Genomic DNA, 15,942 nt, shown 5'->3' on the forward strand with positions numbered 1-15,942 from the left:
GCCGCTTCGGTGGCTGGCGGGCCCTCTATTTCCAGTATGTTTGGTGAGCAAAAGACAATGACATCGATCCAGAGAACCAATGAGAGTGGCAACGCAAACCAACGGGCAAATGACAACGATGATCATGCGCCTGCGCTACTGGACGCTGTTTCTTTGACGAACGAGGAAAACATTGCCGACCTTGTCAGGCGAACCGAGCGCGTGGCGATTTTGGTAGTGTTGGGAATGGGGGGCTGGTTGATGTTAGTCCCCGCTATCTACCTTGTACTGAGCCACCGAATATGAATGAATAATTACGCCAGCATATGATCGCCCGTCTCAGGGGCCGGGGTCGGACAGTTTCATCATCCGCGCAGCTTTTCGCCTCGAATTCCAGCGTGGCGCTCGTTACCGTGACGCTTGATCATCTTGTTGGGCTGCAGCACCTGATCTGGAACTCGAGCGCAGCCCATTGCTGACCGGCTCGCTAAAACACACCACCAATGCCTATGCCGCCACTGATGTCCGGTGGGGGAGGCGCGGGACGTCTCGGGGCGGCCTGCGAGCGTTTCGCAGTCGTCCGTACGGAGCCGTTTCGTGAAGGGGCGGCGTCCGACGCTATCTTAGCCGGCTTGGCCTTCACGATGACCGGCTGCTTGCAGATTCTGCCTGAGCGCAAAAAGAGATCGCCCAGCAGTCCGACGCTCGGCTCCGTCGTCGCCGCGACTTGCTTGGTATTCTTGTAGTAGTCGGTGAGAGCACGGATTGAACCCGTGCCCCAATCTCCATCAATCTGCATCCGGTAGCAACCCAAGCGACGAAGTTCGGTCTGAACGCTGCGCGCAAGATCGGCTGTCTTGTCTTTGTCCGCCTCGCCCATGGATGCGCCGACAATGAGCGTTTCGAGACCGGAGACGACGCTTTGGCGAGCGTCCTCAACCCTTTCGGTCGGAGACAGATTGGCGACCTGTGTGCCAACCGGCTCCGGTGAACTGGCGGACGGTGCCGGAATCTCGACCGACCGCAACGTCTGTCCGACGATTAGCACGGCGGTCTGCAGGTCATTGGAGGCAAGTTCGACTTGCAATCTCTTCTTTGCCGCAGGGTCCGCAAGGATGCGTGAAAGGCTTGCGCTCAACTGTCCCGGATCGAGTACCTGTTGCTCCGTGAAATAGAACTGCTCACGCAGGTTCGATTGATCCCACGGCACTTGACGGCCAACCGTCAACGCTTCGGTTTCGTTGCGGACGCGGATCATCATATCCGAAATGCTGAGCCCGGGGATCTCGAGATTCTTCAGCAGCGCAATGGTGAACGGGCTGTTTTCGCCGCCGCCATCGGCCGTGACATTGCCTGGCTGGGTGGCAAAGGCAACGAACGTGTTTTCACCGACTTCAACTTGCGCCAGACCATTGCCGGCACCGGCACCGAGCGGATTGTTGCGGCACGCGTCCAGGAATATGAACGTCTGGCGGTCGCGGCGCGCGAACCGCGCGATCACATCATTCAGCTTGATGGCCGTGGCGGTGAGTTTTTCCAGGCTTTCAGGATCGGGCGTATCGACCGGGAGCAGGTAGTTTTCGCCGTTCAACTGCACGCCATGACCGGCGTAGATAATCAAAACTGCGCTGACGGTAGGCAGCCTTGCATCAGCTTCTCGAAAGATTCTGGAAAAATCTTGGGTCGAAAGATCGGTGCCCGTCAGGACCTCAAAATTTAGCCGCTTCAAGCTCTCTGAGAGCTTTGCGGCATCATTTGCGGCATTGGGGAGATGCTCAAGTCGGCTGCTTTGATAGTTCGAATTCCCGATGACGATCGCTAGCCGGTTGCGTGGCTGCGGCGCCGCGGTCGGCTCCACCGCGGCGCGAGCACCAGCTGAGCCAAGAAGCAGGAAAATGAGAAACAGTGGGACACGAAACAGAAGTCCGTTGCAGTGGGTCATGTCAGCACGCTCGCTCCGGCCTGCCTCAATCTTGGTCCAGCAACTTCCCAACGCACCACGACGCAACCGCAATCAGCCTGAGCGCCTGCCCCATACCGGCGAAGGTCACCAAAATTTATACCAAGAATCCTGTCAAAGATAGGGAAAAGGGATTTGTATGCGATCAGTCATTGGACTGTGGAGGACAAGATGCCGACCAAGATCAATCTTGCGCTGCCGGTTTATGGAGCAGCCTACAAAAGCGTGTTCGTTCGCAGCTTGTTCGCGGCCTTAACTCATAAGAGCCTGTCCAACTACGCCTTCACGCTGTCGGAAATCGAGTACACGGATATTCCATTTTCGCGGAACTATCTGCTCACGAATTTCTACTACAATAAACCGGATTGCAGTCACATTCTGATGATCGACAGTGACATGGGCTTTTCACCTGATCTTATCGCGGCGATGCTGGCGCTGGACAAGCAAGTCGTCGGCACCCTGTATCCGCGGCGCCGGATCGATCTGCGCAAACTCCACTCCCTCTCGACACTGCCCTTCGACAAAGCCTTTGCGCAAAGCCTGGAGTTCATCGGAACCGTCGTCGAACCTCGGCAAGAGCAAGAAGGCTTTGTCCGGGTAACGTCATGCGGCACGGGCATCTTTCTGGTCTCCCGCGACTGCGTGACGGCCATAATCGAGAAGTTACCCGAGACGGTGGACCGGTCTCGTTACAGAAAGAGCAAGTACACCGCTCAGTTCGAGAACTTCCTCACGCCGTTTGCGAAGATTATGACGCCGGAACTGGACGTCCCTACCGACTTCTCGTTCTGTTACCGCTGGGTTGAGCAGTGTGGTGGCGAAATATGGGCAAGCTACCATCGCAAGATTGCACATGCGGGAGATCTGACTGTTTCGGCGGCCTATTCTGATCTTTAAAGATGCCTTTGAAGTTTGGCCACTGCTTTTGACAGGCTCATTTAAGTTTACGATAGTGTCCTTGTCGCCACAGATAGCCTTATAGTCTCCTGAGAACGAACGCCAAACCATTGCCGCCCAGCAACGCGACGCGTACAGTGCCGGTTAAGCAGTCAACGATCCCATGAGATGGATCGTTGATCTATTTAATTGCCTTGATTTGTGACGGTATCGATTTCTCGTAAGGTGGGGTCGAATGAGAGTGTCGCGCGAGGCCTATCAATTGACGGGAGTCTCGTTGCTCGCCTTAGCGGCGGCGTCCACGTTCCAAGTGTCTGGCGCGGCGGCCTGCTCCGCTACTGCAAACGGCGGCGGCACTCCCTTCCAGGCAACATCGGTTACCGTGAACTGCACGACGACCGGGGATTTTCAGGACGTCGATGGCGTATTCACCACCCGATTTAGCGGCTTCGAGAACTCGTCGGAAGTCATCGTCAACGACTACGACGGCAATGGCGACGACGTCGTGAGAATTTTTGGCGGCCTCCTGACCGATAAAGCGGCGACAACACCCGGTGTAGGCGGCCTGCCTGCGGGAGGGTCGACCTCCTTGCAGCCGGCGGACGGTACAATCGAACTCCTCGGCGGCAACGACCGGTTTGAGATGTTCTATGGGGATTTCTTGGGGGTTCCGTACGCCCCAACCGTCGCGGCCAATCTCAATACCGGGGCGGGGGATGACCTGGTCGTCATCCAGAGCGGCAGTATTCAGGACATTGACCTTGGAGATGGTGCCGACAGCGTCGTGATATTCGGCGACGGTACACAGGTTGGCAATGTGACCGGCGGCAGTGGTGACGACCTGTTATCGATCGGCATCCTCACTACCGAGGAGGGAATTTTTTTCAGTGCGCCGACCGTCGGCGTTCTCTCCGGGGGCGATGGCAATGATACCATCATCATTGCGGGGGGCACAGTTGATGCCCTGGATGCCGGGGCTGGCAATGACCGGGTCAGCGTCAGCGGCAGTGCCGCGGTCGACCTCGACCTCGACGGAGCGGGCGGAAACGACACGATAATGGTCGCTGGCAACGCCACCATTGGCGGCAGCATATTCGGCAATGACGGCGACGACACCGTCAACATAAACGGCGGAACCATAGGCGCCACGACAGGCGGCAACATCACCGGCGGCCTAGGCTTCGACAGCGTCTCGGTCGTCGGCGGCGACATAAAGGGCGGCATCGACGCCGAACATGTCCATTTGTCGGGTGGCACGATCGAGGGTGACATTACCGGCCTTGGACCCAACACGCTAACCATCGATCATATCGGCGCCGTCGAGCCGCTCATCCTTAGCGACGGGGTGCTATTCAGCGGTACAGGCGCCAACGGCACAGTCGTCGACACCGACCTTGCCGCCGGCGGCAAGAGCCAGAACTTTGCCGGCTTCGACAATTTTTCGGCCGACCATTCGACCCTTCGCTTCAGCGGTGGCACGCAGGGCATAAACCAACTCAACCTCGGTAACGGTTCAACGCTGTTCATCAACGGCAACGTCACTATGCCGGGTTCGATCATCGCGACAAATTCCCTGATCAACATGATGGACGGTGTCGCCGACGACGTGTTGATGCTCGGCGGCCTCGCCCTCAACAGCGCCACCATCGGCCTCGACATCAACCAACAGACGCTACGGTCGGATCAACTCGTTGCCAATGCGTTTTCGGCTGCCGGCACCAGCACCATTATTGTCAATCTGCTGGGCACCCCCCAATTCGCCCAAGTGACCAATATCCCGATCATCGTCTCGGCCAGCGGACCGGTTGCCGGCACCTTCCGTCTCGGAAGTATTTCCGGCACGCCGGGTTCGCTTTTCAGCTATGAGATCGTAAACGGCCCGAATGGCGGCTTGTTCCTGCGTGCCACGCCGGCCAGTTTCGGCATTGCGGCGGCGCCGACCAGCGCGACCAACGCGGGCGCGGTCGAGGTGGCACTCGACGCTCTCTACGGCATAAACCGCGACGCGATCGATGCTGACCTCCACCTTTCGCCTGCATCCGGATCTGGAATGGTACCGGTTTCTTCGAGCTTCGGGGTCTTTGCTTCCGGCCAGTTCGCTCATACCGAGCATGACGGCTATAACATCAGTGGCGGCGGCTTGAATGGCCCCGGCCCGAGCTTCGATGCCAATGATTTTTCGGCTGCCATCAGCCTGGACTTCAATGCCGCCAAGCATTTCCAGTTCGACAATGAGTATGGCCTGAACATCGGTGTATTCGCCGGCTACGCCTCGACTGACGTCAATCTCGGAGCCTTCCAGGGATTTGATGCCATAGGGGAAGGTAACAACAAGGCCGGACTGTTCGGCGGCTACGCACTGTTGCGCAAGGACTACAATTACGCGCTGGTCTCGGCCTCCGGTTTCTTCGGCCGAAGCGACGTGATGAACGGGGTGCTTGACACCACCGGCAGCTATGACACCGAGGGCTACGCGGTCACGGGATCTGTCGGCCACATCTTCGCGCTGGGCGAACGCACCCGTTTCGATCTGCGTGGCGGCCTGCTTGGTGTTTCATTCCGCGGCGATCCCTACACTGACAGCGGTGGCAATCAGTTCGGCAAGAGCCGGCTTTCATTTGGCGCCATCAAGTTCGAGCCTGGCATTTATGGCGATTACACGCTGAGCAACGGTATGGTGTTCAGCCCCTATGCGCGTGGCGAATTGCAGCAGCGTTTCGGTTACAAGAACACGACCGAGATCGGTACCAGGACGATCGCCTTCGACGATGCGGATTTTTCCGTGGCGCTATCGACGGGGTTCAACCTGAAAGTTTCGGAGTTGACGACCGTCAACGGCGAAGTCCGTGGTAAGGCCTCGTCGGATAGCTCCACTATTGGCGCCAAGCTCGGACTTAAGATAGCTTTCTAGCGGTTCCTCGATCCGCGGATCATCCGCGCCCGCGCTGAGTTCCTGACGTCTTTGGGATGGGAATAGCAGGACCTTCGAATCCCCCGCACTCAGGCAAGGTGCGGTATCGCGATGCCGGGATCGCGGGCTGGCCAAACACACCAACCGGGATGCTCGCCAATTGGCAACAAGTGCTCTATGCTCTCTGGAGACACCGCATGGTCGTGATGTCGATACGGGGTTCTGTTGTCGTAGGCAGGGGGAGCCATGTTCGAAGTTCTCGGAGTCTGGCGCAAAGCACGGTCAAGAAGCAGAGTCGCCGCGAAGACGCTTGGCTTGATCGTTTCGTTGTTCGTGTTGTTTTTGCCCGGACTGGGAACGGCGAACGCGCAGACGAACTGGGCGCTCGATCCGACCGCTTCGGTCCTCACCTATCAGTCGGTCAAGAAGAACACGATCGTCGAAACCAACAAGATCAGGAATATTTCCGGCAGCCTTACTTCGACCGGCGACGCCAAGGTCTCCTTTGACCTCAACTCAGTGGATACCGGGGTCGACCTGCGCAATGTCCGGATGCGGTTCCTTTTCTTTGAGACCTACAAGTTTCCAACCGCCGAACTGACAGCGAAAGTGGATCCGGCGGCATTTGCCGACCTCGCCACCAAGCGACGTATGAAGGCGGTTCTTCCATTCCGTCTCAACCTGCATGGGGTCGACAAGGATCTTGAGGCCAACGTCGTGGTGACCATGGTCAGCGACACCATGGTGTCGGTCGCCTCGGAGGCCCCTGTCGCGGTGCATGTGGAAGACTTCGGTCTATTGCCCAATGTCGACAAACTCCAACAGGCGGCCAGTGTGACCAACATTGTTCCTACCGCATCGGTGTCGTTCGATTTCGTGTTCACGGCCGACGGAAGCAAGCCGCCCCCCGCCCAGACCGTTGCGGCAAGCACCGAGGTCGGGCCCGTCGCCACCGATGCGACGAAGACCAACTTCAACGATGAGGAATGCCTCAACAGGTTTGCGGTGCTGTCCCGTACCGGGGCGATCTATTTTCGCCCCGCGAGCGCGCGGCTCGATGCCCAAAGCCGCCCGCTCCTCGCTGAGGTCGTCGGTGTCGTCAGCAAATGCCCAGGCCTAAAGGTCGAAGTTTCCGGACACACCGATGCCGATGGACCGGTTGCAGAGAACAAGCGCTTATCGGAGCGCAGGGCCCAGGCAGTGGCCGACGCCATTGTTGGAGCGGGCATTCCGCGCACGCAGATTACGGCGACCGGCTACGGCGAGGAACGCCCAGTCGCCGGCAACGACACGCCGAAGAACAAGGCGCTCAATCGGCGGATCGAGTTTTCCGCCACCAAGCTCGTCAACTGAGGAAGGATCTGTTGTCCCGGTGGGTTTCGATCTGATCGCCCGTCGCAGTAGCCTTCTGCGCGCAATCGGGCTCGCGGCAGTTGCGCTGCTTTTCACTTTGACGGCAGCCGATGCCGAGCGCCGTACAGCGCTGGTACTTGGCAACTCCCAATATCTGCACGCCCCGACACTCGCCAATCCGGTGCGCGACGCCAAAGCCATCGCCGAAAGCCTGAAAGATCTTGGTTTTGAAGTCGTTTCCGGCTTCGATCTGACCAAGTTGCAGACCCAGACGACAATAGCGCAGTTCGCAAAGCAGGTGCGCGGGGCGGACATCGCGCTTTTCTTCTATGCGGGCCATGGCTTGCAGGTTTCAGGCAGCAACTATCTTCTTCCGATCGATGCCGCCCTGGAGGACGAGACTTCGCTCGACTTCGAGGCGGTGCCTGTCGATTTCGTTCTGCGACAGATGTCTCGCGAGACCAGCATAAGGCTTATTTTCCTCGACGCCTGTCGCGACAATCCTCTAGCCGAGGTGCTGGCAAAGACCGCCGGCGTCAGGGGAGCAAAAAGCGGCCTTGCGGAAATCTCGATCGAGAATGGCGGTGCCGGTACGCTTGTCGCGTTCGCCACCAGTCCAAATCAGGTCGCCTACGACGGATCCGGCAAACATTCGCCGTTCACCTCGGCGTTGCTTGCGCACATTGGCGAGACAAATGTGTCCATCACTGAGGCGATGAACCGTGTTACCGCCGATGTGTTCAAGGCAACCGCTAGCAAGCAGCGCCCCTGGAGCAACGTCTCGCTGACCACCGAGGTCGTCCTGCACAAGGTTGATCTCAACGCACCGCTGATCGTCGGTGAGGCGGGCGTTCCCGGACCGCAAGGCGGCTCGGATACGCGCAATGCCACTGCTAATCCGTCGAGCTCCGCCAATGACGCCCAACTCGCACTCAATGTGCTCCGTCAGAAAATCCCAAAACTCGCCTCTGACGACCCGATCTTTTTCGACGTTCCGATCGATTTCGGCGACCCCGAAATCGATGGGAAGAGTATTGCGGAGCTCATAAAAGGCGAGCCACGCTTCAGTCCGGTGGAGGGCCTCGACAATTCGGTATGGCAGGGCAAGCACTGCGACGGCTGCCATGAGTGGAACGAGACCCGACTGTGTGATCAGGCGAAGAATTTCGCCGCCAACGATGTCTCCGTTCTGCGCTTGCAGCATCCGCTTGGGACACGCTTCAAGGTGGCGCTCGCCAAATGGGCTCAAGGCGGTTGCAAGTAGGCGGGACGGAGGGCGTCCTCCAGTTCTGTGGGTGCCGGTCTTGTGGGCGAGTGCCCCTAAGATGCATCCGTTGACTGGTGGAGGGCCTCGATCTCGGCCATCTGGATACCGATTTCGACGAACGCCGACAGCACCGAGAAACGGTCCACGAGCGCCACGCGTGCCAGACCGGCCAGAATTCCGGCATTGATTGCATAGGCAGCAGGAGAAGGCTGCAAATCCAGTGCCGGCATCGCGGCCACGGCTGACCGATCTTCACGCGATCCCGCAGCCAGGATAATCCAGCCGACCGGGGTTGTTGGCGATTTTGCCGCGGCGGCTCTGATCTCTGTTCGATGGCGGGGGCTGTCGGGCTCGCTCACCCAGTCGCGGACAAGACCGAGCAACCGGTGATCGGTCTCATCGAAGAGGTCGCTCAGATGGCTTAGGCATTCGTGGGCCCACCAGACCGCGGCCCGCTCGGGAAGCAGGTAGGCGCAAAATGTAATCGCTTCCTCAGGAATGCGCCCGGCGAGGAGGTCGCGGCAAAACGCGATCGAGTGCTGTTCGGTCGGAGCAGTGCGCATGTCCCTGGTGATAGCGGGACAAGCTGCGAAAAGATCCCGTGCCGTTTTGAATCGGAGCCCATGGGCCATGAACGCCGCGCTTTCATTGAGGAACTTTGGCCACTCAAGCCTCCGGCACGGCGCGGGTCAAGTCTCAAGCCGTGCCACGGCCAAAACAGTCGCGATGATCGCACCTCCAACGTTTGGCCACAGACAATTGCGCTGGAATTCGGTATGCTGGCGGTCGATCAAAATCGGATACTCAAACAGGAGGAGCGCTATGCAGTGGAGTCGTTCAGCCTTTGTGTTGGCGGTCGTGTTTTTCTCGAACCATGCTTCCGCCGATCCGGCTCGGAAATCAGAAGACATCGTGAAGTTTTTTGCCGGCGCAGCCGATCTTGGCAAATCTCGAGGAATTTGTGTCGGTTCCGAAGAGGAGTGCAACAAGAGCAACACCAATGGGCAGCAGGAAGGCAGATCCAACCTCGACATGCTGATCAATTTCGGGCTGGATTCGGCCCAACTCGACGCAACCGCGCGCGCTGAGCTCGAAGAGTTCGCCAAGGCTTTGAAAGACAACCGGCTGAGCACGTTCAACTTCGTCGTCGAAGGCTACACCGATGCGACGGGCACGCTGCGCTACAACGAAGGTCTGTCACAACGAAGAGCGAAATCGGTGGCAGCTTTCCTGACGGCCAGCGGTGTCGAGGCCGCGCGCATCAACGCCGTCGGCATGGGCGAGAAGAACCCTCGCAACGCCAACCCGTACGATCCTGCCAACCGCCGCGTGGAAATGCGGATAAAAACGCAATAACCGTCGAAACTGCGCGGCAAACCGAGGGGGAACCCTTCTGCGCAAGAAACTCATGCCAGACCTGACGCTCAGAGCGTATTTGGGATCGAGCCCATGAGAGCAGTGATGGCCTGTTTGTATTTTTCGAACTCCGGCGACGTCTGACGGATTTCGGTGGTCGTTGTCTGTGACCCGGCGTCGGTTGCCAGATGAGTCAGCTTCTGGCCCATTTTTCTTTCGGCCCAGTCCACCACGTAGCTGGCTGTCTTGCCGGTGAGGAACGGGTTGGCCTGGATGACGGCCGACCCCAGGACAGCGCTCAGCTGCGCCGAACCTGATGCCGACAGAACCTGATGCGCGCCTTCCATTCCAAGGAAATGACAGAGATAGAGCCGGCCGGCCGTGATTTGGTGGCCGCGCTGGCGCAGGTAGGCCTCGCCTTCGCGCGCCAGGTTGCGCACCATCTCTCGCGAGATCGTGGCGTCGTAGCGCAGGGCGAGTAGGTCGTCGGTCGACAGCGTGCGTGCAAGCTCCGGGCGGTAGGTATTCATCATCCTGATCCAGGTCTTGGTTATGAACTGGCCGGCGCCCGTCGCGGAAGAATTAGGATTCTTGGCGCGAGCACTACCGCCACTTTCGACGTGAACGATGCGCTCGGTGAGCGTTTCGACCGCGGAATCGTTCGATGCGACCGCGGTAACCGTGCCCAAGGGGTCGATCGCCTCGCCATTTTGGTAAAGCTCGAAATGCAGGTGAGGGCCGGTCGATAATCCGGTGGTGCCGATATAGCCGATGACGTCGCCTGCCTTGACCTTGGTGCCGACGCCGGCTTCGATTGCAAATTTCTGCATGTGCGCATAATGCGTCTCGCGGCCGTTTTTGTGCAAGATCTTGACCAGATTGCCGTAGCTTCCCCCATCGCCCTGGAACGTGATCTCGCCATCGAAGGCGGCTGCGATCGGCGTGCCGACGGGTGCCGCCCAATCGACGCCCTTGTGGATGCGCACGGTCCCCAGAATGGGGTGCTTTCGTGGTCCGAAGGTGGAGGTCATGACGCCATTCACCGGCGTGACCATGCCGTTGGTGACTGTCAGCGAGCGTACCTGATCGTCACCTGTAACACACGCAAACTGGCCGTCGCTTTGCTGGAAGACAAAACAGTCGAGGCTTTTCTCGCTCCCCTGCACGCCCACATACAGAACCCGTCCCGCGCCCTCGTCCTTGCCCCTGGGCGTCTGTGAATAGATCATCACCAGACGCTGGTCCTCGCTTGCAAAGGCGTCCAGATCCTGTCCTCTCGAAAGATACATGATCGCCTCGCCGATCACGCCGGTTGGAACATTGTTGCGGGCTGCCGTCGAATAGATGGCGTCGAGCAGACGATACTGTCGTTTACGCGTGCCTTCTTCCTGTGCGCCCGAATAGTTGAACAGATCTTCGCGAACCCAGGGATCAACACCCGACACGAAGGCGCCCGCGCCGTTGCGCGTCAGCGTGCCGACGAACAGGTTCTTGGCGTAGATCGAAACCTGCATCAGGGACATTGCGCTCGTGTCGCGCGTCGGCCTGAACCCTCGCATCGCAACGACGTAACCCGCTGCCAGGCCGTCCCGGTGGAAAAGCGCGCTCAGGGCCTCGCCTGCCAGCTTGGCATCCTGCGCGGAGAAGTGCGCATCCAACGCTACGCTGTCCAGACTGCGATCATTGAGAACCTTCACGAACGTGTCTTCGGTCGCCGCGAATCGCTGGTACTCATTGGTGACGGCTACGACGCTCGTGTTGTTCTCGATCTCGGTCTTCTGGAATGCCGGCAGGGCTGCATCGCCTGCATCGATCGTCTCACCCCATCCGGCTTCGGGATCGTCGCTGTCGGCTTTCTGACCGGAAGCCGCTTCAAGTTCCCTGGCGGGAGGCGAGGGCTGAAGATCGTTCTCCAGATCGCCCGATGGCGCGGCAGCGGTTTTTCGTTGCGCTTGGAAGAATGCGAAATCCTCCTGCGTCGACGGTATCGTCGTCATGAATTTTTCGCTGGCGCTCAGCATGACGTCTGACAGGACTTCGAGCTGGGGAGAAACGTCGGCCTGATCGAGTTCTGCCGGACGCGGGACCACTCGGCCTTTGGTTGCGGCGCCGGCATCTGGCGCAAGGGTGATCCACATCGGGTCCCCCGCCAGATCGATCAGCGCTGGCACGTAGACGGATGCGTCGGCCGGCACATCGTCCGCCCCCTCGACCGCATGCAACTCCTCGTCTTCGTCGCCGAATGACCAATAGTCCGCGGTCAGGTAAAAACCGGCGGCCACGCAAAGCAGCACAGCCGAGGTCAAACCCACCATCAACCTACGCCATAGCGTGCGCCTGCGAAGGGCGGCGCGCGCCTGCTTCTTCTGTCTGAAGCTCGTGTCGATATGGTGTGTCACGGATTGCTTGCGGTCAGGAAGAAGGTCCACCGCACCTGTTCGAGGGTGTCGACTTCCAGAAACCGGGCGGTGATGTGGCCGCGCTGCCAGCATTCGTCACTGCCGCGGATCGAGAAACGTCGCCGTTCGATGCACATTTCGGTCAATCCGGCGAGGATGGCATGACCAAACACGTCAGTTGCATAGATGTAGACGTAGCGGTTGGTCAGTTCCTCCCGGATAACGTTCACGCATTGGTTTGCGCCGATGGTCCACCATCCATCGGTCTGGTCCGCATTGTCGACCTTCTGGCCGACGGCGAGATTGACGACATCGAGTGTCTGATTGCAGACCGTGAACTCGGCTCGCGCTTGGCTGGACAACAGCAGGGCGAGGGGAGCGCCCAAAATGATCGCGAGTTTCATGCGGGCCCTCGGGGCAGATAGGGCTGGAACCGGACCTGCTGCTTTTCGGGCAGGGCAGACCAAGCGGTCAAACACCAGCGGCGGCGTTCCATGCTAGGCCCACGCTATCCGCCGAGCCGGAAATACTTGGCAGTGGCTGAGAACCGAGATCCGTCGGTCTCGACTTCCTCGATGATTTTGGGCAACAGCGCCGAAGCTGGCGTGGGATCGGAGAAGGCAGCCGACTGAATGTCGCGAGGGCCCGTGATCACCAGTATTATCTGCGGCACGGACTTTCCAGCAGCCTTATCGGCCGTGCCGAGACCAATCGGGATCCTGAAGGTCGCCTTGTCCGACCCCGTGACGATGCGGTCGTCGAGATTGAACACCATGCCTTTGTGGTCGATCAGCAGAACGCTGGAGATGAGCCCTCTGCGCGTTACCAATGTACCGCTAATCGGCGTACCGTTCGGCACGGATGTTCGGTCGAGAACAAGCTGCGGCTGGTCGGCCGCGGTCTGTCCCAGAAAGCGCAGAAAATTGGTTACCTCGCATTGGCTTGGCTCAATGAGGCGGACGCTGATGTCTGGCTCGACATGGAATTTTGCCTGGAAATCGCCGAGCATGCGTTCGAATGGCTGGACGGCCGTGCCAAATCCTTCGATTGCGGCGGCCTTGTCGGTAGCAGATGTGACGGCGGCATAGAAACAGTCGCCGCCGCCGAAGGCGCGAACCCAGGCGACGCGTTGAGCGATATCGTCGACCGCCGGGGGGATCGCTGGTTTGGGCACGTTCAACGCTACAACGCGTTGGTTCGGCTGCTTGCCTGTCGGCAATGCAGAAATCTGGCTGTTGCCGTTGGCATCCACCGCTGGACCTGCATTCGATTTCAGTTCCGGGATTGGGGCGGCCGGCGGGCTGGCCCGTGGTTCGGGCTTTTTGATCTCGACAACCTCTGTCTCAGCCGGCAGCGGAGTTGGGATCGTTTCGGCTTCTGGCGGGGTTGGAGCGGTCGTATCGGGGGAAGTCGGCTTTTGCCTATCGCTGGCCGTCATGTCAGGCTGGATTGCCGGCGATGCTCTTCCTGGCGGCGGCGCGTTCGTCGGGATTGGCTTCGGCGGCGCCTCGGTTCGTAGAGGTATGTCGACGGGCTTGGCCGACGGCAGTCTTTGAGCTGCCACAGCATCTGGCTTGCCCTCGGCCGGCGGTGTGCCGGCCTGCGTTTTCGGCTGCGCCGGCGGAACAACATGTGGCGGCTCGGGCGCGTTCGCCGCATTCTGCGTAGCGGCGGGCTGTGACGTTTGGGGCGCGGGCTTTGCTGGCTCTGCCGCGGAAAGCGACGTCTTGCCGACAGTCGGCGTCGCAGGCGTCATGACGCCGCCCAGATAAAGGCCGCCTCCAGAGGCCACGGCTAGCGCCGCCAAGGCACAGAGCGCGATCGTTCGGGTCCTTGTGGATTTGCCAGGCGCCTCGGCTGTGGCGGTACGTGCAGCGCCGACGGGGCCCGGACGCGGCGGTCCAGACAAATGCGCGGGCCGCACATGCTGGACGAAGCGCGGCCCACCTGAACCCGTCGCGGCTGCCTCGTCGTGCCGCTCGACCTCATTCTTGCTGGCTGGAGCCGCGGCTTGCCCTATCGGCGGCAAACCCGGCCTAACGCGGGGTGTGAGGGAAGTCGGCGGGATTGTCTCCTCGTTTTCATCACGCGTCATCCTGGCGATTTCGGCCATGCTGACGGGCCGGTCTCGCGGATCCGGTTGAAGCATGGCTTCGACAATGCCGCGAAAATCGTCATCGATATCGGAGAGATTAGGCACGGTCCGGCGCTTTTCGATGACTTCGAACTGCGAGCCGCTCATATCGATCGGCTTGCCGCGCAAGGCGGCGACCAATACCAGCCCAAGGCTGTAGATGTCGGACTGCTCTCTGACGTCGCCGCTGTAGAGCCCGAGTTGTTCGGGCGAAACATAGTTGTACTTTCCCGCGAACCTTCCGCCTATCAGGGTCTCTCCGCCCACCGTCGCCGAGCGTGCGATGCCGAAATCGATGATCTTCGCACGGTCAACCCGGTCCCCCGGCAGAATAATGTTATCCGGCGAGAGGTCGCGGTGTATTGCTCCGGCCTGGTGCACGGCGCTTAGACCGGAGGCGAGGCGATGGCACAGCTTTCGTACCTCTCCCGTCGGCATCGCCCCACGTCGCATGATGTCGAACAACGACGCTCCATCGACGAATTCCATGGCGAGGTAGGGACGACCGATCCCCGGATCGATCGTGAAGACGTGATAACGCACGACCGCGTCATGCGACAGGTGGTTCAGGATAGTTGCCTCTTTGCGAAACAGGGACAAGATCGTTTGGTCGCGCGCGAATTCCGGCAAAACGATCTTGATCGCGACGTGGTCGCCGGTCTGGATGTTGTGGCCCCGGTAGACTTCGCCCATGCCCCCGAATGCGATCCGCTCGTCAAGTTCGTAGATACCGCTCAGTTGCGTGCCCACGGCAGTGTTGGCCGCGCCTGGCGATATCCGCGTCTTGTCGTCGGCGCTCATCAGCCCCGCCCCCGCGCTTTGTACAGAGCTGGACGGGGCGACTGGCTGTCGTATCCGCCCGCGACCCTGACAAGCACGATGGTCACATTGTCTGTTCCGCCACGCGCCAGAACCGTTTCCAGCAGGTTTTCACACGCCGACTGAGGTGTCGCGGACACTGTCGCAGCCTTGATCTCAGCATCGGTGACATGCGCCGTCAGGCCATCGGTGCTCAGCACAAAGATGTCCCCCGGCAGGATTTCACCTTGCTGGAAATCGATGACAATCTCGTCGCTGACGCCGACTGCCTGCGTAATGACATTGCGGCGCGGCCAGGTGAGCGCTTCGGCTTCGGTGAGCATGCCTTTATCGATGAGTTCCTGAACCTCGGTATGGTCCTTCGATATTTGCGAGATCGAGGCCTCGCGGATCAGATACACGCGGCTGTCACCAGCCCAGAGGCAGGCGAACCGCCCGTCTATGGCAAGCAGGGCGGCAAAAGTTGAGCCGATTGTTATCCCGCGAGACTGGGAGATGCGGCGGATCTCGGCATTAGCCCTGCTCAGCCTGTCTTCGAAGCGCGCCCGAAGATCCGGTGCGGAGCTGGCAATCCCGATCGTTGCCAGATGATTGACGATACTGGCTGAAGCGACTTCTCCGGCGTCGTGACCACCCATCCCGTCGGCGACCAACCACAGGCCAGCCTGGGGCTCGACCAGGTAGTTGTCTTCATTGAGCTCCCGCACACAGCCTCTGTGGCTCACGCCGAAGCTTTCAATGGGAAGGGCGACATTGTTCAATTTGCCACCAAACGCTTCACCCAGCGTCCTCCGCGGCGCACCTTCGGGCGCGTTCGTGCCACTTTGCCACAGGCTCAAACATTAGAGTATCGAAAACTAAAATATG

General features: G+C 59.7%; 12 protein-coding genes. 6 read left to right on the forward strand and 6 right to left on the reverse strand.

Going from position 1 to position 15,942, the window contains the following annotated elements; all coding sequences use genetic code 11:
* The coding region (locus FJ942_RS28705) for a hypothetical protein (protein WP_246679883.1) at nucleotides 1-285 on the forward strand (285 nt) is incomplete at its 5' end.
* Nucleotides 286-466: 181 nt separating this feature from the next.
* On the opposite strand, the gene FJ942_RS23340 is transcribed toward FJ942_RS28705, so the two are convergent.
* Nucleotides 467-1,921, reverse strand: coding sequence for a caspase family protein (locus FJ942_RS23340; RefSeq protein WP_140623918.1), 1,455 nt, complete (start codon nucleotides 1,919-1,921; stop codon nucleotides 467-469).
* Between the two features lie 189 nt (nucleotides 1,922-2,110).
* Between FJ942_RS23340 and FJ942_RS23345 the strand changes: the two genes are divergently transcribed.
* From FJ942_RS23345 to FJ942_RS23360, 4 genes are all read left to right on the forward strand, one after another.
* Nucleotides 2,111-2,836, forward strand: a complete 726-nt coding sequence (locus tag FJ942_RS23345) for a hypothetical protein (RefSeq protein ID WP_140899054.1) — start codon at nucleotides 2,111-2,113, stop codon at nucleotides 2,834-2,836.
* A 235-nt stretch (nucleotides 2,837-3,071) separates the two neighbouring features.
* Complete coding sequence (locus tag FJ942_RS23350; protein WP_140899056.1) at nucleotides 3,072-5,747, forward strand: autotransporter outer membrane beta-barrel domain-containing protein; 2,676 nt, start codon at nucleotides 3,072-3,074, stop codon at nucleotides 5,745-5,747.
* 246 nt (nucleotides 5,748-5,993) lie between these two features.
* Nucleotides 5,994-7,100 carry an OmpA family protein gene (locus FJ942_RS23355; RefSeq protein ID WP_140566538.1) on the forward strand — a complete coding sequence of 369 codons (1,107 nt, stop codon included), beginning with the start codon at nucleotides 5,994-5,996 and terminating at the stop codon, nucleotides 7,098-7,100.
* 19 nt (nucleotides 7,101-7,119) lie between these two features.
* Complete coding sequence (locus tag FJ942_RS23360) at nucleotides 7,120-8,364, forward strand: caspase domain-containing protein (protein ID WP_140729111.1); 1,245 nt, start codon at nucleotides 7,120-7,122, stop codon at nucleotides 8,362-8,364.
* Nucleotides 8,365-8,420: 56 nt separating this feature from the next.
* On the opposite strand, the gene FJ942_RS23365 is transcribed toward FJ942_RS23360, so the two are convergent.
* Nucleotides 8,421-8,930 carry a hypothetical protein gene (locus FJ942_RS23365; protein ID WP_224681770.1) on the reverse strand — a complete coding sequence of 170 codons (510 nt, stop codon included), beginning with the start codon at nucleotides 8,928-8,930 and terminating at the stop codon, nucleotides 8,421-8,423.
* A gap of 67 nt (nucleotides 8,931-8,997) precedes the next feature.
* On the opposite strand from FJ942_RS23365, the gene FJ942_RS23370 reads away from it, so the two are divergent.
* Nucleotides 8,998-9,723, forward strand: coding sequence for an OmpA family protein (locus FJ942_RS23370; protein ID WP_318012684.1), 726 nt, complete (start codon nucleotides 8,998-9,000; stop codon nucleotides 9,721-9,723).
* 68 nt (nucleotides 9,724-9,791) lie between these two features.
* On the opposite strand, the gene FJ942_RS23375 is transcribed toward FJ942_RS23370, so the two are convergent.
* From FJ942_RS23375 to FJ942_RS23390, 4 genes are all read right to left on the reverse strand, one after another.
* Nucleotides 9,792-12,122, reverse strand: coding sequence for a M23 family metallopeptidase (locus FJ942_RS23375; protein ID WP_140899060.1), 2,331 nt, complete (start codon nucleotides 12,120-12,122; stop codon nucleotides 9,792-9,794).
* A complete protein-coding gene (locus tag FJ942_RS23380; RefSeq protein WP_181165311.1) occupies nucleotides 12,119-12,526 on the reverse strand; it encodes a DUF1036 domain-containing protein in 408 nt (135 codons plus the stop codon). Before FJ942_RS23380 ends, FJ942_RS23375 begins: the two co-directional genes overlap by 4 nt.
* A gap of 104 nt (nucleotides 12,527-12,630) precedes the next feature.
* Nucleotides 12,631-15,057: a serine/threonine-protein kinase gene (locus FJ942_RS23385; protein WP_140566543.1), complete on the reverse strand. Its 2,427-nt coding sequence runs from the start codon at nucleotides 15,055-15,057 to the stop codon at nucleotides 12,631-12,633.
* A complete protein-coding gene (locus tag FJ942_RS23390; protein WP_140581123.1) occupies nucleotides 15,057-15,836 on the reverse strand; it encodes a protein phosphatase 2C domain-containing protein in 780 nt (259 codons plus the stop codon). The genes FJ942_RS23385 and FJ942_RS23390 overlap by 1 nt, the downstream gene beginning before the upstream one ends.
* Between the last annotated feature and the right edge of the window lie 106 nt (nucleotides 15,837-15,942).

Source organism: Mesorhizobium sp. B2-4-2 (assembly GCF_006442845.1).
Taxonomy (GTDB): domain Bacteria; phylum Pseudomonadota; class Alphaproteobacteria; order Rhizobiales; family Rhizobiaceae; genus Mesorhizobium.

What these genes read in the sequence shown, in the direction of transcription:
- FJ942_RS23365 (WP_224681770.1), bottom strand. Translation starts at nt 8,930, where the DNA reads ATGCGCACTGCTCCGACCGAACAGCACTCGATCGCGTTTTGCCGCGAC.
- FJ942_RS23385 (WP_140566543.1), bottom strand. Translation starts at nt 15,057, where the DNA reads ATGAGCGCCGACGACAAGACGCGGATATCGCCAGGCGCGGCCAACACT.
- FJ942_RS23350 (WP_140899056.1), top strand. Translation starts at nt 3,072, where the DNA reads ATGAGAGTGTCGCGCGAGGCCTATCAATTGACGGGAGTCTCGTTGCTC.
- FJ942_RS23380 (WP_181165311.1), bottom strand. Translation starts at nt 12,526, where the DNA reads ATGAAACTCGCGATCATTTTGGGCGCTCCCCTCGCCCTGCTGTTGTCC.
- FJ942_RS23340 (WP_140623918.1), bottom strand. Translation starts at nt 1,921, where the DNA reads ATGACCCACTGCAACGGACTTCTGTTTCGTGTCCCACTGTTTCTCATT.
- FJ942_RS23345 (WP_140899054.1), top strand. Translation starts at nt 2,111, where the DNA reads ATGCCGACCAAGATCAATCTTGCGCTGCCGGTTTATGGAGCAGCCTAC.
- FJ942_RS23370 (WP_318012684.1), top strand. Translation starts at nt 8,998, where the DNA reads ATGAACGCCGCGCTTTCATTGAGGAACTTTGGCCACTCAAGCCTCCGG.
- FJ942_RS23355 (WP_140566538.1), top strand. Translation starts at nt 5,994, where the DNA reads ATGTTCGAAGTTCTCGGAGTCTGGCGCAAAGCACGGTCAAGAAGCAGA.